Annotated in this window: 31 protein-coding genes; 25 read left to right on the forward strand and 6 right to left on the reverse strand. The window is 52.9% G+C overall.

The genetic code is table 11. From position 1 onward, the window contains the following. Nucleotides 1-69 precede the first annotated feature (69 nt). From rpmG to P398_RS0108600, 9 genes are all read left to right on the forward strand, one after another. Nucleotides 70-234: a 50S ribosomal protein L33 gene (gene rpmG, locus P398_RS0108560; protein ID WP_255313299.1), complete on the forward strand. Its 165-nt coding sequence runs from the start codon at nt 70-72 to the stop codon at nt 232-234. Nucleotides 235-288: 54 nt separating this feature from the next. Further along, nucleotides 289-843 (forward strand): 5-formyltetrahydrofolate cyclo-ligase, encoded by a 555-nt coding sequence (locus P398_RS0108565; protein ID WP_029334771.1) that lies wholly within the window; start codon nt 289-291, stop codon nt 841-843. Next, complete coding sequence (locus P398_RS0108570; protein WP_029334772.1) at nt 822-1,592, forward strand: DUF92 domain-containing protein; 771 nt, start codon at nt 822-824, stop codon at nt 1,590-1,592. Before P398_RS0108565 ends, P398_RS0108570 begins: the two co-directional genes overlap by 22 nt. Nucleotides 1,593-1,761: 169 nt before the next feature. Next, nucleotides 1,762-2,718 (forward strand): L-lactate dehydrogenase, encoded by a 957-nt coding sequence (locus P398_RS0108575; RefSeq protein WP_029334773.1) that lies wholly within the window; start codon nt 1,762-1,764, stop codon nt 2,716-2,718. Nucleotides 2,719-2,843: 125 nt separating this feature from the next. Further along, nucleotides 2,844-3,893: a rhomboid family intramembrane serine protease gene (locus tag P398_RS0108580; RefSeq protein ID WP_024371486.1), complete on the forward strand. Its 1,050-nt coding sequence runs from the start codon at nt 2,844-2,846 to the stop codon at nt 3,891-3,893. 15 nt (nt 3,894-3,908) lie between these two features. Further along, nucleotides 3,909-4,931: a M42 family metallopeptidase gene (locus tag P398_RS0108585; RefSeq protein ID WP_029334774.1), complete on the forward strand. Its 1,023-nt coding sequence runs from the start codon at nt 3,909-3,911 to the stop codon at nt 4,929-4,931. After that, nucleotides 4,928-5,122: a YqgQ family protein gene (locus tag P398_RS0108590; RefSeq protein ID WP_024371488.1), complete on the forward strand. Its 195-nt coding sequence runs from the start codon at nt 4,928-4,930 to the stop codon at nt 5,120-5,122. The genes P398_RS0108585 and P398_RS0108590 overlap by 4 nt, the downstream gene beginning before the upstream one ends. Before the next feature lie 93 nt (nt 5,123-5,215). Continuing rightward, nucleotides 5,216-6,178, forward strand: coding sequence for an ROK family glucokinase (locus tag P398_RS0108595; RefSeq protein WP_029334775.1), 963 nt, complete (start codon nt 5,216-5,218; stop codon nt 6,176-6,178). A gap of 240 nt (nt 6,179-6,418) precedes the next feature. Beyond that, on the forward strand, nt 6,419-8,335 hold the full coding sequence (locus P398_RS0108600) for an LTA synthase family protein (protein WP_029334776.1): 1,917 nt from the start codon (nt 6,419-6,421) through the stop codon (nt 8,333-8,335). A 54-nt stretch (nt 8,336-8,389) separates the two neighbouring features. On the opposite strand, the gene P398_RS0108605 is transcribed toward P398_RS0108600, so the two are convergent. Next, a complete protein-coding gene (locus P398_RS0108605; RefSeq protein ID WP_029334777.1) occupies nt 8,390-9,325 on the reverse strand; it encodes an IS30 family transposase in 936 nt (311 codons plus the stop codon). Nucleotides 9,326-9,482: 157 nt separating this feature from the next. Continuing rightward, nucleotides 9,483-9,662 carry a DUF2759 domain-containing protein gene (locus P398_RS0108610; protein WP_024371491.1) on the reverse strand — a complete coding sequence of 60 codons (180 nt, stop codon included), beginning with the start codon at nt 9,660-9,662 and terminating at the stop codon, nt 9,483-9,485. 156 nt (nt 9,663-9,818) lie between these two features. On the opposite strand from P398_RS0108610, the gene P398_RS0108615 reads away from it, so the two are divergent. After that, complete coding sequence (locus P398_RS0108615) at nt 9,819-10,439, forward strand: MBL fold metallo-hydrolase (protein ID WP_029334778.1); 621 nt, start codon at nt 9,819-9,821, stop codon at nt 10,437-10,439. Nucleotides 10,440-10,477: 38 nt separating this feature from the next. Here the strand turns inward: P398_RS0108615 and P398_RS0108620 are convergent, their stop codons facing one another. After that, on the reverse strand, nt 10,478-10,741 hold the full coding sequence (locus P398_RS0108620; RefSeq protein WP_024371493.1) for a DUF2626 domain-containing protein: 264 nt from the start codon (nt 10,739-10,741) through the stop codon (nt 10,478-10,480). Nucleotides 10,742-10,991: 250 nt separating this feature from the next. On the opposite strand from P398_RS0108620, the gene P398_RS0108625 reads away from it, so the two are divergent. The 13 genes from P398_RS0108625 (at nt 10,992) to gcvPB (ending at nt 19,746) form a co-directional block, all read left to right on the forward strand. Beyond that, nucleotides 10,992-11,378, forward strand: coding sequence for a Spx/MgsR family RNA polymerase-binding regulatory protein (locus tag P398_RS0108625; protein WP_034799078.1), 387 nt, complete (start codon nt 10,992-10,994; stop codon nt 11,376-11,378). A 55-nt stretch (nt 11,379-11,433) separates the two neighbouring features. Then, a complete protein-coding gene (locus P398_RS0108630) occupies nt 11,434-12,255 on the forward strand; it encodes an ATPase, T2SS/T4P/T4SS family (RefSeq protein ID WP_235263324.1) in 822 nt (273 codons plus the stop codon). Beyond that, nucleotides 12,225-13,199, forward strand: coding sequence for a type II secretion system F family protein (locus P398_RS0108635; protein WP_029334781.1), 975 nt, complete (start codon nt 12,225-12,227; stop codon nt 13,197-13,199). The genes P398_RS0108630 and P398_RS0108635 overlap by 31 nt, the downstream gene beginning before the upstream one ends. A 12-nt stretch (nt 13,200-13,211) precedes the next feature. Next, complete coding sequence (locus P398_RS0108640; RefSeq protein ID WP_024371497.1) at nt 13,212-13,523, forward strand: prepilin-type N-terminal cleavage/methylation domain-containing protein; 312 nt, start codon at nt 13,212-13,214, stop codon at nt 13,521-13,523. Then, complete coding sequence (locus P398_RS0108645) at nt 13,520-13,954, forward strand: prepilin-type N-terminal cleavage/methylation domain-containing protein (RefSeq protein ID WP_029334782.1); 435 nt, start codon at nt 13,520-13,522, stop codon at nt 13,952-13,954. Before P398_RS0108640 ends, P398_RS0108645 begins: the two co-directional genes overlap by 4 nt. Continuing rightward, nucleotides 13,941-14,177, forward strand: a complete 237-nt coding sequence (locus P398_RS0108650; protein ID WP_024371499.1) for a hypothetical protein — start codon at nt 13,941-13,943, stop codon at nt 14,175-14,177. The genes P398_RS0108645 and P398_RS0108650 overlap by 14 nt, the downstream gene beginning before the upstream one ends. Next, nucleotides 14,113-14,607 (forward strand): hypothetical protein, encoded by a 495-nt coding sequence (locus P398_RS0108655; protein WP_147287400.1) that lies wholly within the window; start codon nt 14,113-14,115, stop codon nt 14,605-14,607. The genes P398_RS0108650 and P398_RS0108655 overlap by 65 nt, the downstream gene beginning before the upstream one ends. Nucleotides 14,608-14,612: 5 nt before the next feature. Further along, on the forward strand, nt 14,613-14,873 hold the full coding sequence (locus P398_RS0108660) for a hypothetical protein (protein WP_152548628.1): 261 nt from the start codon (nt 14,613-14,615) through the stop codon (nt 14,871-14,873). Next, the gene (locus P398_RS0108665) at nt 14,866-15,351 is read left to right on the forward strand and encodes a shikimate kinase (RefSeq protein WP_024371502.1); all 486 of its coding nucleotides are present in this window, start codon (nt 14,866-14,868) and stop codon (nt 15,349-15,351) included. Before P398_RS0108660 ends, P398_RS0108665 begins: the two co-directional genes overlap by 8 nt. Then, nucleotides 15,348-15,686, forward strand: a complete 339-nt coding sequence (locus tag P398_RS0108670) for a hypothetical protein (protein WP_029334785.1) — start codon at nt 15,348-15,350, stop codon at nt 15,684-15,686. Before P398_RS0108665 ends, P398_RS0108670 begins: the two co-directional genes overlap by 4 nt. A gap of 148 nt (nt 15,687-15,834) precedes the next feature. Beyond that, nucleotides 15,835-16,908 carry a glycine cleavage system aminomethyltransferase GcvT gene (gene gcvT / locus P398_RS0108675; protein ID WP_029334786.1) on the forward strand — a complete coding sequence of 358 codons (1,074 nt, stop codon included), beginning with the start codon at nt 15,835-15,837 and terminating at the stop codon, nt 16,906-16,908. Between the two features lie 25 nt (nt 16,909-16,933). Then, entirely contained in the window at nt 16,934-18,271 is a 1,338-nt protein-coding gene (gene gcvPA, locus P398_RS0108680; RefSeq protein ID WP_029334787.1) for an aminomethyl-transferring glycine dehydrogenase subunit GcvPA, read from the forward strand. After that, nucleotides 18,271-19,746: an aminomethyl-transferring glycine dehydrogenase subunit GcvPB gene (gene gcvPB / locus P398_RS0108685; RefSeq protein WP_029334788.1), complete on the forward strand. Its 1,476-nt coding sequence runs from the start codon at nt 18,271-18,273 to the stop codon at nt 19,744-19,746. The genes gcvPA and gcvPB overlap by 1 nt, the downstream gene beginning before the upstream one ends. A 176-nt stretch (nt 19,747-19,922) precedes the next feature. Here gcvPB and P398_RS0108690 read toward each other — a convergent pair whose 3' ends face one another. Beyond that, nucleotides 19,923-20,303, reverse strand: coding sequence for a rhodanese-like domain-containing protein (locus P398_RS0108690; RefSeq protein WP_029334789.1), 381 nt, complete (start codon nt 20,301-20,303; stop codon nt 19,923-19,925). Nucleotides 20,304-20,467: 164 nt separating this feature from the next. Between P398_RS0108690 and mntR the strand changes: the two genes are divergently transcribed. Next, nucleotides 20,468-20,896 (forward strand): transcriptional regulator MntR, encoded by a 429-nt coding sequence (gene mntR, locus P398_RS0108695; RefSeq protein WP_024371508.1) that lies wholly within the window; start codon nt 20,468-20,470, stop codon nt 20,894-20,896. Nucleotides 20,897-21,069: 173 nt separating this feature from the next. After that, nucleotides 21,070-21,597: a hypoxanthine phosphoribosyltransferase gene (gene hpt / locus P398_RS0108700; RefSeq protein WP_024371509.1), complete on the forward strand. Its 528-nt coding sequence runs from the start codon at nt 21,070-21,072 to the stop codon at nt 21,595-21,597. A 43-nt stretch (nt 21,598-21,640) separates the two neighbouring features. On the opposite strand, the gene P398_RS0108705 is transcribed toward hpt, so the two are convergent. Then, nucleotides 21,641-22,051 (reverse strand): SA1362 family protein, encoded by a 411-nt coding sequence (locus tag P398_RS0108705; RefSeq protein WP_029334790.1) that lies wholly within the window; start codon nt 22,049-22,051, stop codon nt 21,641-21,643. A 15-nt stretch (nt 22,052-22,066) separates the two neighbouring features. After that, entirely contained in the window at nt 22,067-23,008 is a 942-nt protein-coding gene (locus P398_RS0108710) for a DUF1385 domain-containing protein (RefSeq protein WP_029334791.1), read from the reverse strand. Nucleotides 23,009-23,130 lie beyond the last annotated feature (122 nt).

Raw genomic sequence — 23,130 nt, forward strand, 5'->3', positions numbered from 1 at the left:
AAAAAATTGGTAGGATAATTGAGTATGCTTAGACTGTAAAGCAAAAGCACTTGATACAACATCAGTAAGATGGGAGTGAAAGAAATGCGCGTTAAAATCACACTAGCTTGCACAGAAACAGGCGATCGCACGTACATCACGAAGAAAAACAAACGTAACAACCCAGAGCGCCTCGAGTTGCGCAAATACAACCCACGTCTCCGCCGTCACACGCTTTACCGCGAAGTGAAATAATGAGACCGGCCGTCACTTCTGTGGCGGCCTTTTTTTTCGAAAGGAGCCATCGACATGCTAGACAAACAGACGCTGCGACACGCTGTCCATGAACAGATCAGGCTGCTCGAGAACCGGGCTGTTGCCGACGCGGCCATCATACATACTGTCGCCGCCCTCCCGGAATGGCGCGACGCCGAATCGGTCGCGCTAACATTATCATTCGGGCTTGAAGTCGATACACGTCCGCTCATCCATCTCGCCTGGCAGGCAGGAAAAACGGTGCTCGTGCCGAAAGTAACGAAAGCGGGACTCACGTTCCACCCCTTAAAGTCATTCGATGACGTAGAGCCGGGGGTGATGGGGATTCTTGAACCGACGACCCCTCGTGTCGACGCTTCAGTCGACCTTTGTGTCGTACCGGGACGCGTGTTCGACCGTTGCGGGTACCGCATCGGCTGGGGAGGCGGTTACTATGACCGCTTTTTGACGACGTACCCGGGTCGGACGCTATCGATCGCCTATGATGTGCAAGTGCTGCCGGAAATACCGATCGAATCGCATGATATTCCAGTCGAATTGATCGTGACGGAAAGGGAATTGATCCGATGTATGCAATCTTCCTCGTAACATGTATCGTCGCCTACGCCGGCTACCGCTTGCGGTCGCTTACGCTCTCCGGGGCTCTATTGACGGTTGTAACCGGTACCGTCATCGGTTATGGGTTCGGATGGTTCGGCTTGTACTTGCTTGGTGTGTTTTTCTCCACGTCCTCACTCGCCTCTAAATACCGTGCCCGCGACAAGGCGCCGGTCGATGATATCGTTGAAAAGTCGGGACCACGCGATTTTGTGCAAGTGCTCGCCAACGGCGGTATCGGGATGCTGACGGCGATCGGTATGGTCGTCACGTCGAACGAGGCGTGGCTCTATGCGTATATCGTCTCGATTGCCGCGGCGACGAGCGACACATGGGGCTCGGAGTTCGGTGTGCTCGCCAAGCAAAAACCAAGGTCCATTATGACGTTGCGCCCAGTCGAACCGGGGACGAGCGGCGGCGTGTCGCTCTTTGGGACGGTCATGTCGATTGTCGGGGCCGCGATGATCGTCTTTGCGACGTACCCGTTCTTAGGCCTCGGAGCAATGATGACGTTCGTGTTGATCGCGTTCGGTTTGAGCGGGAGTGTCGTCGATACGCTACTTGGTGCGACCGTTCAACGCAAGTATCGATGCCGTGTATGTGGCAAGCTGACAGAAAAACGCCTGCATCATAATGAGTCGACGGCGTACGTATCGGGTTGGCGCTTCCTAGGGAACGATGCCGTCAACTTTCTGGCGATCGCTTCGGCGGCGGCGATTTGTTTTTTTATCTTCGCTTGAGGGTAGTACAGTGAATGAGGATGTTTCAAACGAATGTGAATTTTGTCACAATATCGCCAAAGTGAAAACGGTTTCTATTGTAGTGAGTGTTTGTGAATGATGTTACAATCTTTATGTAACAGATAAAACTAAAACATGAAACAGATTGTTCGAAGGGTGGAGAATCAACATGGAAACATTAAATCATGCAAAAGTAACTCGCGTCGCGCTCGTAGGTGCCGGTGCAGTCGGTGCCAGCTTCGCATATCAATTAACGACAGCTAGCCTCTGTGAGGAACTCGTCATCATCGATATCAATAAAGCGAAGGCTGAAGGGGAAGCGATGGACTTGAATCACGGCGTATCGTTCGCCTCATCACCGATGCGTGTGTGGGCTGGGGACTACACGGACTGTGGCGCTGCTGACATCGTCGTCATCACAGCTGGGGCTCCGCAAAAGCCGGGCGAGACACGTCTTGACCTGGTCGAGAAGAACGCGAAGATCATGAAATCGATGATCGCGGACATTATGGGATCAGGATTTGATGGGATCATCATCATCGCATCAAACCCGGTCGACATCATGACCCACTTGGCATGGAAATACTCAGGTCTTCCGAAACACCGTGTCTTCGGTTCAGGGACGGTGCTCGATACGTCACGTCTTCGTTACATGCTCGGTGACTATTTCAATGTCGATCCACGCAACTGCCACGCCTATATCATGGGGGAGCACGGAGATACAGAATTCGCAGCTTGGAGCAACGCCCGGATTTACGGGAAGTCGGTCGAACAGTTGCTTGAAGAGAACGACGACTATTCGTGGGAAGACCTCGAAGACATTTACGTCAACGTCCGCGACGCGGCGTACCATATTATCGAGCGCAAAGGAGCGACGTACTATGCGATCGGTCTCGGACTTCTCCGTCTCGTGAAGGCGGTACTCCGTAACGAGAACACGCTCTTGACAGTCGGCGCTCACTTGGACGGCGAGTACGGCTTGAACGACATCCACATCGGGGTTCCGGCCATCATCAACCGTCAAGGGGTTCGTCAAGTCGTCGAGATCGAGTTGTCTGAAGAAGAGAAGCAGAAGATGCATCATTCGGCAGACGTCTTGATGAAAACGATGGAGCCAGTTTTATAAATAGCACGTACCGCGGGAGGCGTTTGGCTGACCGCGGTTTTTTGTCGTGGCATATGTTGCGCACGTCCTTCTTTGTCGTACGGGAGGAATTGGATTACAATTATAGATGAAGGGAGGGGATTCAAATGGCGAACTCGTTTTGGGAAGATATTTATCATGCGATCGAGGCAGGGGGACGAGTCGAAGGGATCCTCGAGCCGTCACGTGCACTGTTGTTGTTCGACACGAAAGCTGGCGATGTCTATCACTTGTACATAAGAACAGATAAAGCGTGGGCCAACCATGTCGCCATGGACATCGAGGCGGTCATGAATTCGTTTCGTCTCGCGCGTCTTGGGAGAGAAAAGCTTCGCGTCCACGTTTATGGTGAGCCGCTCGTCGATGAGGAACGGCTGCAGACGCTGACATTCTCCATCTCGGCAAAAGTGACGCTCGAACGGCACTTCGCCACGGAAGACGGGTCCGAACGTTATCGTCCTCTCGCCTTGGCGCTCGACAAAGAGCGAAAAGCCGAGTTGAAGCGACGTTTCGCTTTTGGAAAACCGCAAGCCGTCTATTTTTTCATGTTCGCGACGTTCCTTGTCATGTGGCTCGCTGAATCGATCGGTTCCACGCTCGATCCGGAGACGCTCATCCGGTTCGGGGCGAAAGTCAACCCACTCATCGATGAAGGTGAATGGTGGCGGCTTATCACCCCGATGTTTCTCCATATCGGCTGGTTTCACTTTTCCATCAATATGTTCGCGCTCTGGTCACTTGGCCCGCTCGTGGAACGAATGTACGGCTCGCCGCGCTTCGTGATGATTTACCTGCTCGCTGGGTTGATCGCCTCGACAGCCTCGTACGCGCTCAGTGACGCCATCTCGGCTGGCGCGTCAGGAGCGTTGTTCGGCCTCGTCGGAGCGTTGCTTTATTTCGGACTGCGGGACCGGTCTCTTTTCATGAAGACGCTCGGCCCACCGCTGTTTATTATGTTAGGATTAAACGTAGGACTCGCCTTCGTCCTCGGTGCGAGCTTGGACCATTCTGCTCATGCCGGAGGTCTGGTCGGTGGGTTTTTGATGGCCGGTGCGGTCGGGTTACCGGATGAACACAAACAAGTGCGCCGGGTGGGCTTTACGTTTGCCGCCATCTTGCTTGCACTAGCCTTTTACGCATACGGCTACTATCGATGACAAAGGGGTAATTACATGATTGATACGTTGAAACAATTAGTCGCCATACCGAGTCCTTCAGGGATGACGGACGAAGCGATCGGTTTTGTCGAGGAACAGCTATCGACACTCGGCGTCGAGACGAAACGGTTGCATAAAGGAGCGCTCCTTGCGACGTTCCCGGGACGCGTCGGACCTGCTCGTTTGTTGACGGCGCACGTCGACACGCTTGGGGCGATGGTGAAAGACATCTTGCCGAGCGGACGGCTCCGTCTTTCCCAAGTCGGAGGATACGCTTGGACGGCGATCGAAGGAGAGAACTGTCTCGTTCATCGGGAGACCGGTGAGCCGATCGATGGGACGATCTTGTTGCACCAATCGAGCGTTCACGTCTATAAAGACACGAACAGCGCCGAACGGTCGGCGTCGACGATTGAAGTACGTCTCGATGCCAAGGTCCATAGTGCAGAAGACGTGAGAGGCATCGGGATCGAAGTGGGAGACTTCGTCTCGTTCGACCCGCGCTTCAAACAGACGGACACCGGTTATATTAAGTCACGGCACCTTGATGACAAGGCTTCGGTCGCCATTTTATTGGACTTGGCCCGGGAGTTAGTGTCAAAAGAATTACCGCACCCCGTCCATTATTTGATTTCGAACTATGAAGAGGTCGGTTTCGGCGGCAACGCCGGCATTCCGGATGATGTCGTCGAATACGTTGCCGTCGATATGGGCGCGCTCGGAGACGGCCAACATTCGGACGAGTACACGGTGTCGATTTGTGCGAAAGACTCGTCAGGTCCGTATGATTTGAAACTGCGCCGTCAATTTACGGCGCTATGCCGGAAACATGATATCGCATTTAAAGTCGATCTTTATCCTTACTATGGCTCTGACGCCTCGGCGGCGATCCGGGCAGGCTACGATGTCCGACATGCGCTCGTTGGTCCAGGCATCGAGTCGAGTCACAGCTACGAGCGGACGCACGTTTCGTCGCTCGAGGCGACGCGTGCGCTTCTTTACCGCTACGTTTTGACGGATATGGAGGGACGGACGTGAAAAACTTTTATGATGTTCAACAGTTTTTGAAATCGTTCGGGACCATCATCTATATCGGGGAGCGGGACGCCGAAATCGGTCTGATGATGATGGAGCTCGATGAACTGCACGCTGGCGGGATGATCGAACAACGTGAATATGACACGGCGAAGATCATCTTGACACACGAATTAAAAAATTCAATAGATTGACAGAAAAACCCCTTGTGCAACTGTTTGCACAAGGGGTTGAATAGTGTAAACTATTGGATGAAAGCGATTTAATTGAGATGAGGAGTGGACTAGATGAAGTGGTTATTAGGGATCGACATCGGAGGAACGACGGTGAAAATGGCCGTCCTCGATATGAACGGTATCATTTCTGACAAATGGGAGGTCAAGACGGACATTCGTGACAACGGGGTACATATTCCGACGGATATCGCAGCTTCCTTTAATGCCTATCTCGCGAAATCGGGCAAGGCGAAAGAAGATTTCGCCGGCGCTGGAATCGGTGCTCCGGGATTCATCAATTTCTCGGAAGGTGTCGTCGAGTACTCGCCGAACATCGGATGGAAAAACTTTGCGCTCGTCAGTGAGTTCGAGAAAGCGGTCGGATTACCGGCCGTGCTAGAGAATGACGCGAACGCGGCCGCGCTCGGCGAGATGTGGAAAGGCGCCGGCGAAGGCGCCTCGGAGTTGCTCGCCATCACGCTCGGCACCGGTGTCGGCGGCGGCGTCATCACGAACGGTAACATCGTTCACGGTGCCGCTGGGATGGCCGGAGAAATCGGTCATATCACGGTCGAGCGAGACGAGACGAAAGCGGTAAAATGCGGTTGTGGCCGTACCGGGTGCATCGAGACGATCGCATCGGCGACGGGGGTCGCCCGTTTGGCGCTTCAAAAACGGAAAAACCGCACGACGTCGCTAAACGAGTTGAAAGAAGTGACGGCTCGAGACGTCTTCGAAGCGTTTAAAGCGAACGATGAAGTGGCGACCGAGGTCGTCCGAGAGATGACAGAGTACTTGGGACTCACGATTTCCAACATCGCCAACACGTTGAACCCGAAAATAATCGTCATCGGCGGCGGGGTGTCGAAGGCGCGTGAGGCGCTCCTTGAACCGCTCGATGAACAGTTCAAACGATTCGCCCTCGAGCGCGTCTACGCTTCGACAACGTTCAAGATTGCTGAACTCGAGAACGATGCGGGTGTCATTGGGTGCGCGTGGCTCGCCCGCAAACACTTCTTGCCGACACGTGTTTAATCAATTGCACGACCTGCACGCCTATGCTTCGAGCATAGGCGTGTTTTTTGTATGGAAAGGGTATTGTTTAATGTAAATTTTGTAACCCCAGAGTTGATTTTTTGTTAAAAAAGGGGTAAGATTTGAACTTGATACTGGACTAATACCGTTCGTGAAACATAGAACATACTTACCGCGGACGGAGTGAGAGCATGTCGGTTGACATCGCCGTAAAAACTGAAAAGAGGAGGAGACCGTCAGATGAAGTCATCGCAACGCTTCTCGAAGCTAACAATGAGGCTGAATGAAACGGTCCGCGCTTCGTTTCAAGAATATCGTTTATTCTGGATATTTACTTTATTGCTTTGGACGAAGACGTACATCGTATATCAATTTTTCTTTAATATCCCGATTGAAAACACCGCGCAAGCATTTATATTGTTAATCAGCCCGATCAGTTCGACACTTTTCTTATTCGCGTTTAGTTTCTTCTTTAAAGGCAGCAAGCAGAAATGGGTGCTCTATACGCTCTATGCGTTCGCCTCGTTCATCTTGTTCGCCGACGCCGTCTACTACCGTGAATTCACCGACTACTTGACGATGCCGGTCATCTTGCAGCCGTCGAACATGGAGACGCTGTCGACATCGTTCACATCGCTCTTGGAATGGAAAGACTTGATCATCCTCGGAGATGTGATCGTCTTGCCGTTTGTCTTATGGAAAGTGAACACACGTCAAAACGCGGCGTCACACCGCCGTGCGCTCGTCACGTTCGTGACGGCCGTGGCCGTGTTCCTCTTCAACTTGTCGCTCGCTGAGACAGAACGCCCGGAGTTACTCACGCGCTCGTTCGACCGTGAGCTTCTCGTCAAAAACATCGGGACGTTCAACTTCCACGTGTATGACGCGATGCTCCAGACGAAGACGTCAGCCCAAAAGGCGATGGCGGACGGTTCCGAACTTGCCGAGATTGAGCAGTTCACCCGTCAAAACTATGCGGCCCCAAATCCGGAGCTGTTTGGGAAGTATAAGGGGAAAAACGTGATCGTCGTCTCGTTCGAGTCGGCACAAAACTTCACAAACCATATGAAAGCCGCTAACGGTGAGTACATCACACCGAACTTGAACAAGTTGATCGAAGAGTCACACTTCTGGCCGAACTATTATCATACAGTCGGCCAAGGGAAGACGTCGGATGCCGAGTTCGCGCTCGATAACTCGCTTTACGGACTTCCGCGAGGTGCTGTCTACTTCACGAACGCCGACAACGAATATCAGGCGCTTCCTGAATTGATCAAACAAGACAATTACTATTCGGCCGTGTTCCATGCGAACAATAAATCGTTCTGGAATCGCGACCATATGTACAAAAATGTCGGGGTGGATGAGTTCTTCGACGAGAAGAGCTACGACCTTGGCAACCCAGAAGATATGACCGAGTGGGGACTGCTTGACGACAGTTTCTTTGAACAATCGATTCCGATGCTCGAAGAACTTCCGCAACCGTTCTACGCGAAATTCATCACGCTCACGAACCATTTCCCGTACACGATGCCGAGTGAAGAGTATGAGCTCGTACCGAAATTCGAAACGAACTCGACAACGCTCAACAACTTCCCACAAGCGCTCGCTTATCAAGACTATGCGCTCGGACTGTTCATCGATGAGTTGAAGGCGAACGGCATGTGGGATGACACGATTTTCGTCGTCTACGGTGACCATTACGGCATCTCGACGAACCATAACGCTGCGATGGCCGATCTTCTTGGAAAAGAAGAGTTGACACCGTACGATGTGGCGAAGCTTCAACAAGTCCCGTTTGCGATTCACTTGCCTGGCCAAGAAAACGGACAGGTTCATGAAACGGTCGGCAGCCATGTCGATATGAAACCGACGCTCTTGCACTTGCTCGGGATTGATACGTCCGATCTCGTTGGATTCGGCAACGACCTCTTCTCGGAAGAACGGAACAGCCGGGCCATCTTCCGTGACGGCACGGTCATCACCGACGAATACGTTTGGACCCAATCGATTTGCTATGATGCGGAGACGGGTGAAGCGGTTGAAGACGCCTCCCTCTGTGGACCGATCAATGAAGAAGCAGAATCGATTCTGCAGATGAACGATGATTTGATTTATTCCGACCTGTTGCGTTTCAAAGAACAGTCGAACAACTGAGTTTAAAAAAGGCGTCGCTTGAACGAGCGACGCCTTTTTTGGTACGACGGTTTGTCAAATTAAGCGCAACACTTCATCCGTGAAGGCCTCGTGTGCGGTCCTCCAGCCCAGGCATTTGCGTGGGCGGCCGTTGATTTTGGCGAGTGCGTCCACGACCTCGCCTTGGCCGACCGTCGCAAAGTCCGATCCTTTCGGGAAGAACTCGCGCAGGAGGCCGTTGGCGTTCTCGTTGCTGCCGCGCTGCCACGACGAGTACGGGTCGGCGAAATACATCGGCACGCCGAGTGTCGCCCGGACGCGCTCGTGACAGCTGAACTCCTTGCCCCGGTCCGTCGTCGCCGTCTTGAACGTGCCCGCTGGGAAGGCCGCGTGGACCGTGTGGATCGCCTCCTCCATCGAGGCCGCGCTGCGGTCGGTGATCGGCAGGGCGATGTAGAACCGGCTCTTTCGCTCGATGAACGTCGCGACGCACGCCCTCGACTTCCCACGCCCGGAGACGACGGTGTCGAGCTCCCAGTGGCCGAATGTCTCGCGTGTGCGCACCTCTCTCGGACGTTTGGCGATGGACAGACCGATGTTGAACCGACCACGTGTCTCTATCGGTTTCTGGCGCTTGCCCTTTTGGCGGAGCACGGTCACCGGTACGTCGATCAGCCCCGAATAGATCCAACGATAGATGGTCGAGAAGGCGATTTTCCCGTCGAAGAGACGACCCACGATCTGTTCCGGGGACCAGGTCGCCCGCAGCTTCTCGATGATCGTCCGGCGCATCATGTCGTCGAGCTTCGTCTTGGCGCCGCAGTTTCGCTTCGCATTGGCGTAGCGCTCCTGTGCGCGTTCGGCCGTGTAGCCGGGGTTCCTTCTGATCTCCCGCGAGACGGTCGAGGGCTGTCGCCCGAGCCGTCTCGCGATGGACCGTACGGACATCCCGAGCTCCAGGTAGGTCTCTATTTTCACGCGTTCCGCTGTGGTAAGATGGGTATAGCTCATGTCGATTCCTCCGTGTGAATGTGTGTTGTGGTGACTTCATTCTACACGAGGCCGTCGCTATGGGCTTTTTTTGCGTTCACGTTCAGGTGTTGCACTTAATTTTATAATTCATCGTACAAAAAAAAGACGGCCTCGGCCGTCCTTTTCAATGCGTGTGTTAGCTCGGGATTCCACCGTAAATCAATGTCGCGACGCCGAAAAATCCAAAGACGAGTACAGTAAGCGCGGCGAAGGCGAGTGGAAAGAATTGACGTTTCTTGAATGAACGGGCCATTCCCCAAATCGCCACAAGTGCGACGATAAGTGAGATCCATCCAAACGGTTCGTACAAATGCATGACGAGTTCCCCCTTTATTATACGTCATGAAATTCATAAAAATTTCACTGAAATATCATTATTATTTTATCCGAAATAGGTGGCGCTGTCGAGCAAAGAAAGGCGTCGCTACAATTTTGCCACAATATCGATTAGAATGGGGGAGGAGGTGTTCAGATGAACGTAGTAAAAATCACATCAGGCTTGGCGCAAGAAAACGGTTATGTCGTGGAACAAGACGGGACGGTCGTCATCATCGACCCTGGAACCGACGACCCACGATTTTTTGAAGCGGTGGAACGCTTCGGCGGACTGCAAGCGATCTTATTGACGCACGCACACTTCGATCACATCGGTGGAATTGATGCGCTTCGCGACCGCTATGACGTCCCAGTCTATATCCATGAGGCCGAACGGACGTGGCTCATGGACGATGAAAAGAACGGGGCTGCAAAGTTCCATTTGCCGTATGCGTCGATGCGTCCGGCCGAGAGGGTCTACCAAGGGAAAACGTTGCAGATTGGCGCTTTTGAGTTCGCTCTTCATCATACACCGGGCCACTCGCCAGGAAGCGTCACGCTTCATTTGGCGGATGCCGGTGTCGCGTTTTGCGGCGATCTCATTTTCAAACAGTCGGTCGGTCGGACGGACTTGTACGGAGGGGACCAAGCGACGCTTCTCGGCTCGATCGATCGTATCCGTCAACTGTTGCCACCCGACACCGTTCTTTACTCCGGACACGGGCCAAAGACGAGACTGGATACTGAAATCCAATCTAACCCGTTCTTTAGTCGGTGAACGAAAAAAAGATTGTCTCGTCAAGAGACAATCTTTTTTTACATCTGGAAGTTACTCCAATACGTGAAGACGATGAAGAATACAGTCAAGTAAGCCCCGAACACGTACACATACGTTTTTTCAGTCAGTTTCAAGTAGCCTAGTGCGACGAAGAAAATAGTTTGAGCTAAAAAGACAAGACCCATTACGACGAAGTCACCAGTATGTTCGCTGCTGCTTTGATCTCCACCGAGTGCGCCCACGAAAGCAAGCGCCGCGATCAATCCAGTCCAAAATCCAAGGACACGGTACATTCTCGCCATGATAATCCCCCCATACGTACATTATTCCATTCTCATTCACTATTTTACCAACACATTAAAAAAAATGCTATGAAAACGTGTGAATTGAGCAAAATAATCGTGAAAAAAATGTGAAATTTATGCGAGTTGCAGAGTTGTACAAAATTTTATAAAAAGTTATACAAACACTGTACATAATTGTCCAACCATTGTATAATCAACTTACATACACTGTACGACCGGGAACATATCTTATAAGGAGGCTTTAACGATGGCGAATGAATTGATGTTTTTTACGTATCCAAGCTGTACTTCATGTCGGAAGACGAAAGCGTTTTTACAAGATCAGCAGCTCAACGTGAGCGAACGTCATATTTTCCGTGACGCCCCTTCCGTCGATGAACTGTTGACATTGTTGACTCTCTGCGACAACGGGGTCGAATCGCTTCTCGCCACACGGAGTCAGGCGTTCAAACAGTTAGACATCGACGTCGATGACTTGAAATTGAGCGAATTGCTTCAGCTTATGAGCGAAAACCCTAAATTGTTGAAACGACCGATTTTAACGGACGGGAAAGAAGTGATTGTCGGTTACGACAAAGTATCGATCGAGACGTATGCCCGCCGCCATGACCTAACTACAACAAACGTTTCATAAAACAAGTCCACTTTTCAAAAGGTGGGCTTTTTTTTATGCTTTCGGTGAGGTGGGGATGATGAAAGTGATGACGGCACGGCTCGTCGAAGCGGCGAGGGCATTACGGGCAAGCGATGTGCATTTCATGCCTGTCGGTGAAGAAGTGGCGGTCCACGTCCGCTACGGGAGCCATCTGCAAGTGATCGAGACGATGACGCGGTTCGATTATGAGCGGTTGACGTTACATATGAAGTATTGGTGCTCGCTCTCGGAGACGGACCATCGCGTCCCGCAATCAGGCATGTATGATGCGGGGACGGCGGTCGTGCGCGTCACGTTCCTCCCGTCCTTTGAACATGTCCTCATGTCGTGGCGCTTGCCGAACGCGTCGTATCAATTGCGGGATTTGGTGACGGAAGTAGACGCCAGAAAGTTCGAGTCGATGGCCGAATTGCGACGCGGCTTGTTCATCATCGGCGGCGCGACCGGTGCCGGGAAGACGACAGTGCTCTATGCGCTGCTCGGGCAGATGAACAACCGTCGCATCGTCACGATTGAAAATCCGCCTGAGCAGCAAGTGGCCGGAGTGATCCAACTAGAAGTGAACATGAAAGCTGGGCTCGATCATCGTCACCTGCTGAAGGAGACGCTCCGGGCCGATCCCGATGTCATCGTCATCGGAGAAGTGAGGACGAGTGAAGAGTTGCGGGTGGCCCATGATGCGGCATTGAGCGGTCATTTGACGATGGTGACGTTTCACACGTCGACGATCGAGGACGGGGAGCGCCGGATCGAACAGCTCGTCGGGCCGATGGACGTCGCGCGTCACTGGTGTGTTCTCAGTCGGGAAGAAGGGGTGAGTTGTTCATGGTCGATGCCCGGGCAAGTAATGAACTGAACACGATCCGGCGATTCCTAAGGCTCCAAGCGCGGGGTGTCGGATTGAAAAAGACGTTTGAAACGCTTGAATTACATGAGCGGGGAAGGGACAGACGAACGGTACAAGCGATGCGACTTAAGCTTGAAGGTGGGGCCCCGCTCTCGGAAGTGTTTGCCGGGCTCGTCAAGGATGAGCGAATGCAGGAGCTGCTCGTGACGGCGGAGCGGGGACATCATTTCATCGAAGGACTTGAACAAGTGCTCGCCTTGTCGACGATGCGACGTTCGCTCGAGCAAGAGTTGAGGCAGCTCGCTCGTTATCCGCTCGTCATTTTGACGATGCTGTTCGGCTTGGGCACGATATACGCGCTCTATATCTTTCCGAAGCTTCTCGCCATGGTCGAGCTCGAGCAGATGAACGGGATGAACGCTGTTTTATTGTCGAAAGGTTTCTTTCCGGGGTTGTTTCTCGCCGTCGTCATGACGGCAGGGGGACTTTACTTGTGCGGAAAGCGCGGCTTGATCCGCATCCCGGTCATCGAACGAGGGCAACGTCTATACGTGACCTACTTGTTCGTCAGTGAACTGTCATTGCTGAGGGAAGGGCAAGCCTCGATCAGGACGATCGTGGAACGACTGGCGAACGGCGAAGGAGAAGTCGCCTCGATGGCGAAGCGAGTACACGAACGCATGTCGGCCGGTCTGGAGCTCGAGGAGGCGGCGCGGGCGGAACCGTTCCTTGATCATGAAGTCGTCAGCCTGTTCGGTGTCGGCACGGTGAGCGGTGAGCTCGGGATGATCATGTCGCTGCATCGTGACCTCGTGTTTGAGGAGATGGAGCTGTACTGGAAGCAACTCATCATAAAAGCGGAACCGGCGCTATATGGTCTGCTGACGGTTATGGTGACGATGATGTTTTATACGATCTATTTACCGGTCCAACTGATCATGAACCAATTATAAGGAGGAATTCACATGAACCGAATGAAGGAAGAACACGGATTCACGCTCGTCGAGATGGCAGCGGTGTTGCTCATCATTTCCGTACTGTTGCTACTGCTCGTGCCGTCGATGTCGGATGGGAAAAGTCGGGCCGACAGTGTAAGTTGTGAAGGCAGCGTCCGCATCGTCGAGTCCGAGATCAATTTGTACTACGCCGAGCACAAGGCGTATCCGGAATCACTTGCCGTCATTAAGCGAAACGGCTCCGGCGACGCGCTCACATACAGCTGTCAATCGACGAACTATACGTATGCTCCCGCGACCGGTACGTTGACGAAACAATGAAAGACGGTTATACGTTCGTCGAGATGGCCGCCGTCCTCGTCATCTTATCGATGCTATTGCTCATAGCGATGCCTAGTGTCCAATCGGTCGAGCGACTCGCCTTGGTCGACTTCACCGAGGCGTTGCTCGCCGACATCGCCGAGGTCGGACAGTATCCGTACGTCGCCTCTGATGAGAAATGTGTGCCCCGCTTGCGTTGGTACATCAAAGAGCGTCGTTATCACATCACGTGCGGGTTGACCTCGATCAAAACGGTAACCGTTCCGGAAGGCGTCGAAATCAGCCTTCCGACGACGAGTGACATCGTGTTTTCGAAGACGGCAGCGTCATACGCCGGACAGTGGAAATTTTCTTCCGGAAAGTTGGCGATCACCTTGAAGTTCCGCATGGGCACGTACGAACCGGAGGTGATCCGAAGTGAGGGATGGTGAGCGAGGCGTCACGTTTTGGGAAGTTTGTCTCAGTCTGACCCTCCTACTCGGTTGGGTCGGGGTGCTTGTCCCGTTCGTCGAGGCAGGCAACGAACGCGTCGAACGACTTGAAGCGACGGTTCGTGTATACGAGCGACTGCAAGGGGAGGTGGTGAAGGATGCGGCCGGACCGAACGGACGATCGGCGATCTGTGAAGGCGACCATTGCCTCCCGACATTGTGAAGCCGGGTTCACGTTGCTAGAGCTGACGTTCACCATGCTCCTCGTCCCATTGTTCGTCGCCTTGCTCGTCCACATGCTGGCGTTCGGTGGGGCGCTCTATGAACAGCCGCGGGGAAACGTGACGATGACGCCACAACTGTTCGTCCGTAAGGTCATCGACAGCCGGGACTGTGCCGTCAAAGACGGGCGGCTCGCCGGGGTGTATGTGCGGCCGGACGAGACGACGTGGGCTTGGACGTTGAAACAGATTAACAGCAACTTGGTCATGGTCGGTGAGGAAGGAGGGAATCTACTATTTATAAGAGGAATCGATCGCTACCGCGTCGAAACGGTAGGGAGCGGCTATCGGGTCCGATGGGCCGATGCGACCGGGGAGCGGGAAAAGTACGTCATGTGTATGAGGGCGGCTTCTTCCTCATCTCTTCCTTGATCGTCGTGACGTGGATACTCGGTGCGGCTTTGTTTTGGTATACTGATATCGAACGAACGACGGAGCGTCTGTCGCTCGACGTCCTCGCGATCCGCTTCGAGGCCCATCTGCTCGTGGCGAAAAAGCATTGCCGAACGGTCCCGCTCACCTTGACGAGACCGACCGGGAACGTCACTTGCCGCCCGCTCGGTGCGGGGACGACAGAAGTCGAGATTCGGCTCGAGACGGGAGAACGACATAAAGAGGTGATATATTTCGATGAGTAGACCGTTTTACATCATCGGTTTTATGGGTACAGGTAAATCAAGCTTAAAACGATATTTAGAAACAACAAATCACGTCATTGATTTGGACGAGGTGTTCGAGCGGCGCTTCGGGACCGACATCGGCACTTACTTCGCCTGTCACGGGGAAGCGGCCTTCCGTCACCGCGAGACCGAATTACTTCGAACGGCGAACGCGGATTTTATCGTGACGGGAGGAGGGGTCGTCGAACGAGCGGAAAATCTAGACTGGATGCTACGTAACGGCACCGTCGTCGCACTCGACTTGTCGTTTGAGACGTGTTGGGAGAGGATTCGTCATTCGAACCGTCCACTCGTCAAACGGGGAAAAGACAGTGTGAGGGCGCTTTATGAAAGACGGCGCCCTTTGTACGCGCAGGCGCATCTCACGATGGACGCCTCGATCGGGACAGCGGCGATTGCCGATAAACTATATCGTTTGAAGGAGGAAGATAAATGATTTGGATCAACCTTGCCATTATCGTGCTCGCACTTCTAGGGCTCGGCTTATACGGCTTTTTACTTTACAAGAAGAAGATGGCGGGTGATGTACGCCGCGTCAAACGGTTGACCGAGCGGTTTCAAATTCGGATCAACGTGATTCAGCAGCTCGTCGACGACATCAAGCGCCATATCGACACGGTAAACAAATCCGTGAGCGAGATGAAGCGTCTGTCGGTCAAAGTGAAGGACGAGTCGCTCGAATTGAAAGACGCCTCAATCGGGTTGACGAAAGAAATCAAACGGACAGCGGGAATCGAAAGCTCGACCGTTTCCACCGAGACTAAAATGTGAAATAATGAGGATGAAAACGTTTTCGTTTTCCATCCTCTTTCTTTTTGCCCGCTAAAGGCTATGCAACAGCGAAGAAAATTGATAGAGTGATATTGAAAACGAAATATTTCGCGATATTCTATACTTATGTTCGGGATTGGGGGATATTATGGAGAAAGTTACGTTAAAACGTACGCCTTTGTATGAATTGATTGCTCCGAAGGCGAAGATGGTGGAGTTTGCGGGGTTCGATATGCCGATCATGTTTTCTTCAATCAAGGAAGAGCATATGGCCGTGCGAGAAGATGTCGGCATGTTCGACGTGTCGCACATGGGGGAAATTCGAGTCGAAGGACCGGACGCTATGTCGAACGTCCAACGTCTCGTGACGAACGATGTATCGAAACTTCACATCGGTCAAGCGCAATACAACTTGTTCTGCCTGCCGGATGGGGGGGTCGTCGACGACTTGCTCGTCTATCGACTTGATGAGGACGCCTTCTGGCTCGTCGTCAACGCCTCGAATATTGAAAAAGACGTGGCGCACGTGAACGACTACGTTTCGGGCGACGTCGCGGTGACGGATGAGTCGGATGCGTATGGTCAAATCGCGATCCAAGGACCGAACGCCGAGGCGGTACTCGCCCGAATCACTGATTTGCCGTTGCATGAGATCAAGTTTTTCCGGTTTATGACGGGCGATGTGGCTGGTGTGACGACAATCGTCTCGAGAAGCGGTTATACAGGCGAAGACGGGTTCGAACTTTACGCCAAAGCGGAACAGATGCCACAGATCTGGTCAGCGCTCGAAGCGGAAGGGGTGACACCGTGTGGGCTCGGCGCCCGGGACACGTTACGGTTTGAGGCGTGTCTCCCGCTTTACGGTCATGAGCTTGATGAGACGGTCACTCCGTTTGAGGCGAACTTGAACTTCGCGGTCAAACTCGACACCGACTTCATCGGGAAAGAAGCGCTCGTTCAACAAAAAGAAGACATCCCGCATCGTCTCATCGGCTTGAAACTGCTCGGCCGTGGCATTGCGCGCCAAGGAGCGATTGTCGAGGTTGATGGGGAGCAAGTCGGGGTTGTGACGACGGGGACAATGCCGCCGACAGTGAATGAGTCGATCGCCTGGGCGCGCGTCGACCGCCGTTATATCGAACAGTCTAACTTTATCGTCGACGTTCGGGGCAAAAAAATAGAAGCCGAACGAGTACCGACACCGTTTTATAAACGTAAATGATACAGGGGGATTCAGAATGAACAGAATGGAATTTCGCTATTTACCGATGACGGAGCAAGACGAGCGTGACATGTTGCAAACGATCGGCGTCGAGTCGATCGAAGCGTTGCTCGAAGACATCCCGGCCTCGCTCCGTGAGACGGCGTCGCTTTCTGCGATCGGGGCACCACTACCGGAAGTCGACCTCGTCCGCCACATGTCGAAGCTTGCGGAAAAAAACGTGCACACGAAATCGCATCCGAGTTTTCTCGGCGCGGGCATGTACGACCACTTGTCACCGAGCGTCATGAATCACATGTTGCTCCGCTCTGAATTCTATACGGCGTATACGCCGTATCAGCCTGAGATCTCACAAGGGGAATTGCAGGCGATGTTCGAGTTCCAGACGATGATCTGCGAGTTGACGGGGATGGACGTCGCCAACTCGTCGATGTATGACGGCATCACGGCGCTTGCTGAGGCGACGTATCTTGCGAGCGCCCATACGAAGAAGAAACGTGTCCTCGTCTCAGGAGCCGTCCACCCAGAGGCGAAAGATGTCATCGAGACGTATGCCGGTGGCCCTGGACTGAACGTCGAGGTTACGCCGGTCGCCGCTGGGTTGACCGATGTGACGAACCTCGACTTGACCGACGCGTCTTGTCTCGTCGTACAGTATCCGAACTTCTACGGTCGAATCGAGGACTTGGAGATGCTCGCGCAAGCAGCCCATGACGCCGGCGCCTTGTTCATCGTCTCGAGCAACCCGCTCGCTCTCGGTATTTTACAATCGCCTGGTTCGCTCGGGGCCGACATCACGGTCGGGGATGCTCAACCGTTCGGGATCCCGCAGAGCTTCGGGGGTCCTTCGTGTGGATACTTCGCCGTGAAGCAAGCGCTCATGCGCAAACTTCCAGGTCGTCTCGTCGGTCAGACGGTCGACGAAGACGGAAAGCGTGGCTTCGTCTTGACTCTTCAAGCCCGTGAACAACATATCCGTCGCGACAAGGCGACGTCGAATATTTGTTCGAACCAGGCGCTCAATGCGCTCGCCGCATCGATTACGATGTCCGCACTCGGGAAATACGGGATTCGCGACATGGCCGTTCGCAACATCCAGACGGCGCACTACATGAAGGAAGCGCTCAAGGCGGCCGGCTATACGATTGTCGATGAAGGGCCGATGTTCAACGAGTTCGTCGTCGATTTCAACGTCGATGCGGACGAAGTATCGCGGCACTTGTTACACAATGGAATCATCGGCGGCTTGCCGCTCGGGACGTATGAACCAGCTCGACGCACGCACATGCTCATCTGTGCGACCGAGCTTCGAACGAAAGAAGAGATCGATCGCTTTATCGAAGTCGTTGGGGGGATGAACTGATGCAACACGAACAAACGCTCATTTTCGAAGTGTCACGCGCCGGTCGCACTGGCTACAACTTACCGACGCCGACCGTGCCCGAAATCGACATCGAGACGCTCTTGCCGGCCTCGATGATTCGCCAAGAGGCGGCCGAACTGCCAGAAGTGTCTGAACTTGATGTCGTCCGTCATTACACGTCACTGTCGACGCGTAACCACGGCGTCGACTCCGGTTTCTATCCGCTCGGGTCTTGTACGATGAAGTATAACCCGAAAGTGAATGAAGACATGGCACGTCTACCTGGATTTGCCCACATTCATCCGCTTCAACCGCTCGAGTCGGTACAAGGGGCGCTCGAGATGATGGTCGACCTGCAAGAACAACTCGCGGAGATCACCGGAATGGATGAAGTGACGCTCCAACCGGCAGCCGGGGCCCACGGGGAATGGACTGGGCTCATGTTGATCAAAGCGTTCCACCATCATAACGGAGACACGAATCGGACGAAAGTGCTCGTGCCGGATTCGGCGCACGGGACGAACCCGGCCTCGGCCGTTGTTGCCGGTTTCGAGACGGTGACCGTCAAATCCGATGAGCGGGGACTCGTCGACCTCGCCGATTTGAAAGCGAAAGTCGGGGAGGATACGGCAGCGCTCATGCTCACGAACCCGAACACGCTCGGGTTGTTCGAAGCGGACATTCTTGAAATCGCCAAAGTCGTCCATGAAGCGGGCGGCAAGCTTTATTACGACGGGGCCAACTCGAACGCGATTTTAGGCATCGCGCGCCCGGGGGACATGGGCTTTGACGTCGTCCACTTGAATTTGCATAAGACGTTCACAGGACCGCATGGCGGCGGTGGGCCCGGTTCAGGTCCCGTCGGTGTCAAACGTGACTTGATTCCATACTTGCCGACGCCGATTGTGACAAAAGCGGATGCGGGTTACACGCTCGACTATGACCGTCCGCAGTCGATCGGCCGCATCAAGCCGTTTTACGGCAACTTCGGGATCAATGTCCGTGCTTACAGCTACATCAAGACGATGGGGGCAGAAGGATTGACGCGCGTGTCGCGCGAAGCGGTGCTCAATGCCAACTATATGTTTGCCCGTCTGAAAGACGCGTTCGACGTGCCGTATGACACGTACTGTAAACATGAGTTCGTCTTGTCCGGCAAACGCCAAAAAGCGCTCGGTGTGCGGACGCTCGATATCGCCAAACGACTGCTCGATTTCGGCTATCATCCACCGACGATCTACTTCCCGCTCAACGTCGAGGAGTGCATCATGGTCGAGCCGACAGAGACGGAATCAAAAGAGACGCTCGATGCGTTCTGCGATGCGATGCTCCAAATTGTGAAAGAAGCAGAAGAGAATCCAGAGATCGTGCAGACGGCGCCTCATACGACGGTCGTCAAGCGACTCGATGAGACGCTCGCTGCCCGGAAACCGGTCTTGAAATACGATCGGCGCCAACCGTCTTCTATCAATTGAACGAAACCCACTCGTCGTGAACGAGTGGGTTTTTGTGTCGCCTACCATCCGGGTGACAGACAGTCACAAAAAATCGAACGAAAGGTTGGTGCCGCCGTTGATCGCCAACTCGTCTTGAGCCTAAATGAAAACAAGCGTCGCGCCAACAGAAGTTGGGGCAACGCTTGTTTCTCGGGTCAGCCTTTTTTGACTTTCCCTTTCCATTGTTTGAATCCGCCCTCGAGCATGTAAATGTCGGTGAATCCGTTTTTCATGAGCAGTTTGGCTGCTTGGTTCGAACGGGATTTACCTTGGCAGTACATGAGGATCGGTTGATCTTTCCGGAGCTCTTTCATGCGGAGCTTCATTTGGCCGACCGGGATGTTTCGCGCACCGGTGATATGGCCGCCTTTATACTCGTTCGGTTCGCGGACGTCGATGAGTTGGCCTTTTCGGAGTGAGGCGCGGAATTCTTCTTGCTTCATTTTTTTCAAACCGCGCGCCGGCATAAAACGCCAGACGATGTATGCGATGAGTGCACCCCAAAGGATGATGACGAGGATTGTTTCAATTCCCATTACTGTTCTTCCTTTCTCTACTTGAAGTTACCATCCTCCATTATAAAGAATATAAGGTCGTGAGACAACGACTGACTCATTGATTTCCTGCTGTGACTTTCGGTTTCCTGTCGGTTACGCTAAAATGGAGGTTGGATAACGGAACTGAAGGGGAGGCCACGCCCATGCCGACACCGAGTATGGAAGATTACTTAGAACGTATATATTTATTAATGACGGAGAAAGGGTATGCCCGAGTATCCGATATTGCTGAACATTTAGGGGTGCATCCTTCCTCAGTCACGAAAATGGTACAAAAACTCGACCGTGAAGAGTATTTGGTGTATGAAAAATATCGAGGTCTCATGCTGACGGGTAAAGGGCAAAAGATCGGAAAACGACTTGTCGAGCGGCATGCGATGCTCGAATCGTTTCTGCGACTCATCGGGGTGGATGAGGCCGATGTGTATGAGGATGTCGAGGGAATCGAACACCATTTGAGCTCGAACACGCTCGACTGTATGACCCGTTTCGTAGAGTTTTTTGAAGACAAGCCCGAGTTGATGGAACAGTTCCACCAGTTTCAACAATTGAAGCGGACGCAAGACGAATAATGAACGGGTGGCACCTAATGACGTAGAGGGTGCCGCTTTTTTTGTCGAAAAAACTTCTAAAACCGAACGATTTTGATGTTATTGTGAAAGATATGTGGTTTTTAACTGGATGTGTGATAGAATGAGGGCTGGATAGATGATGGAGGGGGTGACGGCGTACAATCGCCGGAAACATGGACATACACATTAAAGGAAAATTATTTGATGAAGCTCAAATTAAACAACGAGTGAAAGAACTCGCTGAACAAATTGAACGAGATGCGGCCGGGACGCCAATCGTCCTTGTCGCCGTATTGAAAGGGTCGATGGTGTTCGCGGCGGATCTCATGCGGCAAATGACAGGCAGTGTTCAGCTCGACACTGTCGCCGCCTCGTCTTATGGAAAGAAATCGGTCTCGAGCGGGAACGTCCAACTTCGGAAAGACCTTGACCTCGATGTCGAAGGAAAGTATGTCGTCATCATCGAAGACATTATCGACACGGGTCAAACGCTCAAATTCTTATGTCAGCACATGACGTTACATCAGCCGGGTGAGTTGAAGATTTGTACGCTGCTCGATAAACCGGCCCGTCGCCTTGTGACGCTTGACGCCGATTACGTCGGTTTTGAGATCCCTGATGAGTTCGTGATCGGTTACGGGATCGACTACGCCGAACAGTATCGAAACTTGCCATATATCGGATTTGTCGAGACCGATTGAACGGAAAAAGAGGATGACACGCGCCTGTGTCATCCTCTTTTTGTTACATATTCGCTTTCTTTTTCTTTTTGCCTTTTTTTCCTTCGATGACGGTGAGACGAGGTCCGTCCGTCCGGTTCAATGAAGAACGTTTCGAAAGTTTCGTCACGTTCGACCCTGGTTTCGCCTTCGTTTTTTTCTTCGTTGCCGCCGACGGCTTCACTTGGGGCGCGTTCGGCCGTTGCATCCGCTTCTTCGAGGCTTGGGCCGTCTTCCGATAGCGCATATCTTCAGCCGAGATTTTAGGCGCCATGAATACTTTGTAGATCACATAAAAGATTAACCCGAAAATACCGATGAAAAGTAACTGTCTGAACAACCGACCCGGTTCGGTCGCAAGCATGTGACCGACCCCGATGAACCCTAAGATGAACACGATAATCGCTGCGGTCGAACCGATTCTTTGTCTGATCATGGCGTTTCCTCCTCTTTAACCCTCTCTTGTGACGGCCGGTTGTATAGTCTCGGCACGTTCCCACGTCTCGAACGCTTCGATGGCGACACGGATCTGCTCGTCGTTCGGCTCACGCGTCGTCAAAAGCTGGAGCGAGAGTCCAGGTTTGCCGAGGACAGATAAATAACGATGGTCGCGGAAGCGATTCGTGAATTGCAACACTTCGAACGAGATGCCGATCACAACCGGTAGCAATGCGATGCGGCTGACGAGTCGGACCCATAACGGGTCGATTGGGACGATCATGTACACGCCGATGCCGACGAATACGGTGAACAAGATGAAACTCGACCCGCAACGGTAATGTAACCGTGAGCTGGTCCGAACGTTCTCGACCGTGACCGGTCGACCGGACTCGTAACAGTTGATCACTTTATGCTCGGCACCATGGTATTGAAACACTCGTTTGATTAACGGTGTCAACGAAATCAAATACAAATAGCTGAGCAGCAATACTAATTTTATTCCCCCTTCAAGGAGGTTTTGAATCACGTGTCCGGATAATGCCGGCACGTTTTGAAACATGGCGGCCAAAAGTGCCGGGGTGACGTTGAAGATCAGCTTCCCGAACACGTAGGAGATGACGCCGACGATGGCGATCATGAGCACCATGAAAATATTTTGTTTTTGCTCCGGTTTCTCGACCTCATCTTCACTCGGGTCGACATCATAGCGGTCGCTCGCGAACGTCATATGGGCCGATCCGTTCTTTAACGATTCGTACAGTGCGACGATTCCGCGCAGGAACGGGACTCTCTTAAGGGATTGGACCCACGGGACGAGGATGCGGGGTTGGTTGAACGTTTCAATCGACCCGTCTTTGCGTCGAATCGCCGATGCGCTCTCGGTCCGCCCTTGAAACATCACACCTTCGACGAGCGCCTGCCCGCCGACAGGGATGGATGGTTTAGTTGTCATACGTTTTCCTCGATTCTACCAGTAGTATAGTTGAATTATACCGTGATTCGGCATAAAAACGAAACCTCAGGCGACACGATTCACGCTCTCCGCATAAATTTGTTACAATAGAAGCGACTTGA

This window comes from Exiguobacterium aurantiacum DSM 6208 (assembly GCF_000702585.1).
In the GTDB taxonomy this organism is placed as follows: domain Bacteria; phylum Bacillota; class Bacilli; order Exiguobacteriales; family Exiguobacteriaceae; genus Exiguobacterium; species Exiguobacterium aurantiacum.

Coding starts and splice junctions, on each gene's coding strand:
- rpmG (WP_255313299.1), top strand. CDS start 70: ATGGGAGTGAAAGAAATGCGCGTTAAAATCACACTAGCTTGCACAGAA.
- P398_RS0108565 (WP_029334771.1), top strand. CDS start 289: ATGCTAGACAAACAGACGCTGCGACACGCTGTCCATGAACAGATCAGG.
- P398_RS0108570 (WP_029334772.1), top strand. CDS start 822: ATGTATGCAATCTTCCTCGTAACATGTATCGTCGCCTACGCCGGCTAC.
- P398_RS0108575 (WP_029334773.1), top strand. CDS start 1,762: ATGGAAACATTAAATCATGCAAAAGTAACTCGCGTCGCGCTCGTAGGT.
- P398_RS0108580 (WP_024371486.1), top strand. CDS start 2,844: ATGGCGAACTCGTTTTGGGAAGATATTTATCATGCGATCGAGGCAGGG.
- P398_RS0108585 (WP_029334774.1), top strand. CDS start 3,909: ATGATTGATACGTTGAAACAATTAGTCGCCATACCGAGTCCTTCAGGG.
- P398_RS0108595 (WP_029334775.1), top strand. CDS start 5,216: ATGAAGTGGTTATTAGGGATCGACATCGGAGGAACGACGGTGAAAATG.
- P398_RS0108600 (WP_029334776.1), top strand. CDS start 6,419: ATGAAGTCATCGCAACGCTTCTCGAAGCTAACAATGAGGCTGAATGAA.
- P398_RS0108605 (WP_029334777.1), bottom strand. CDS start 9,325: ATGAGCTATACCCATCTTACCACAGCGGAACGCGTGAAAATAGAGACC.
- P398_RS0108610 (WP_024371491.1), bottom strand. CDS start 9,662: ATGCATTTGTACGAACCGTTTGGATGGATCTCACTTATCGTCGCACTT.
- P398_RS0108615 (WP_029334778.1), top strand. CDS start 9,819: ATGAACGTAGTAAAAATCACATCAGGCTTGGCGCAAGAAAACGGTTAT.
- P398_RS0108620 (WP_024371493.1), bottom strand. CDS start 10,741: ATGGCGAGAATGTACCGTGTCCTTGGATTTTGGACTGGATTGATCGCG.
- P398_RS0108625 (WP_034799078.1), top strand. CDS start 10,992: ATGGCGAATGAATTGATGTTTTTTACGTATCCAAGCTGTACTTCATGT.
- P398_RS0108630 (WP_235263324.1), top strand. CDS start 11,434: ATGATGAAAGTGATGACGGCACGGCTCGTCGAAGCGGCGAGGGCATTA.
- P398_RS0108635 (WP_029334781.1), top strand. CDS start 12,225: ATGGTCGATGCCCGGGCAAGTAATGAACTGAACACGATCCGGCGATTC.
- P398_RS0108640 (WP_024371497.1), top strand. CDS start 13,212: ATGAACCGAATGAAGGAAGAACACGGATTCACGCTCGTCGAGATGGCA.
- P398_RS0108645 (WP_029334782.1), top strand. CDS start 13,520: ATGAAAGACGGTTATACGTTCGTCGAGATGGCCGCCGTCCTCGTCATC.
- P398_RS0108655 (WP_147287400.1), top strand. CDS start 14,113: ATGCGGCCGGACCGAACGGACGATCGGCGATCTGTGAAGGCGACCATT.
- P398_RS0108665 (WP_024371502.1), top strand. CDS start 14,866: ATGAGTAGACCGTTTTACATCATCGGTTTTATGGGTACAGGTAAATCA.
- P398_RS0108670 (WP_029334785.1), top strand. CDS start 15,348: ATGATTTGGATCAACCTTGCCATTATCGTGCTCGCACTTCTAGGGCTC.
- gcvT (WP_029334786.1), top strand. CDS start 15,835: ATGGAGAAAGTTACGTTAAAACGTACGCCTTTGTATGAATTGATTGCT.
- gcvPA (WP_029334787.1), top strand. CDS start 16,934: ATGGAATTTCGCTATTTACCGATGACGGAGCAAGACGAGCGTGACATG.
- gcvPB (WP_029334788.1), top strand. CDS start 18,271: ATGCAACACGAACAAACGCTCATTTTCGAAGTGTCACGCGCCGGTCGC.
- P398_RS0108690 (WP_029334789.1), bottom strand. CDS start 20,303: ATGGGAATTGAAACAATCCTCGTCATCATCCTTTGGGGTGCACTCATC.
- mntR (WP_024371508.1), top strand. CDS start 20,468: ATGCCGACACCGAGTATGGAAGATTACTTAGAACGTATATATTTATTA.
- hpt (WP_024371509.1), top strand. CDS start 21,070: ATGGACATACACATTAAAGGAAAATTATTTGATGAAGCTCAAATTAAA.
- P398_RS0108705 (WP_029334790.1), bottom strand. CDS start 22,051: ATGATCAGACAAAGAATCGGTTCGACCGCAGCGATTATCGTGTTCATC.
- P398_RS0108710 (WP_029334791.1), bottom strand. CDS start 23,008: ATGACAACTAAACCATCCATCCCTGTCGGCGGGCAGGCGCTCGTCGAA.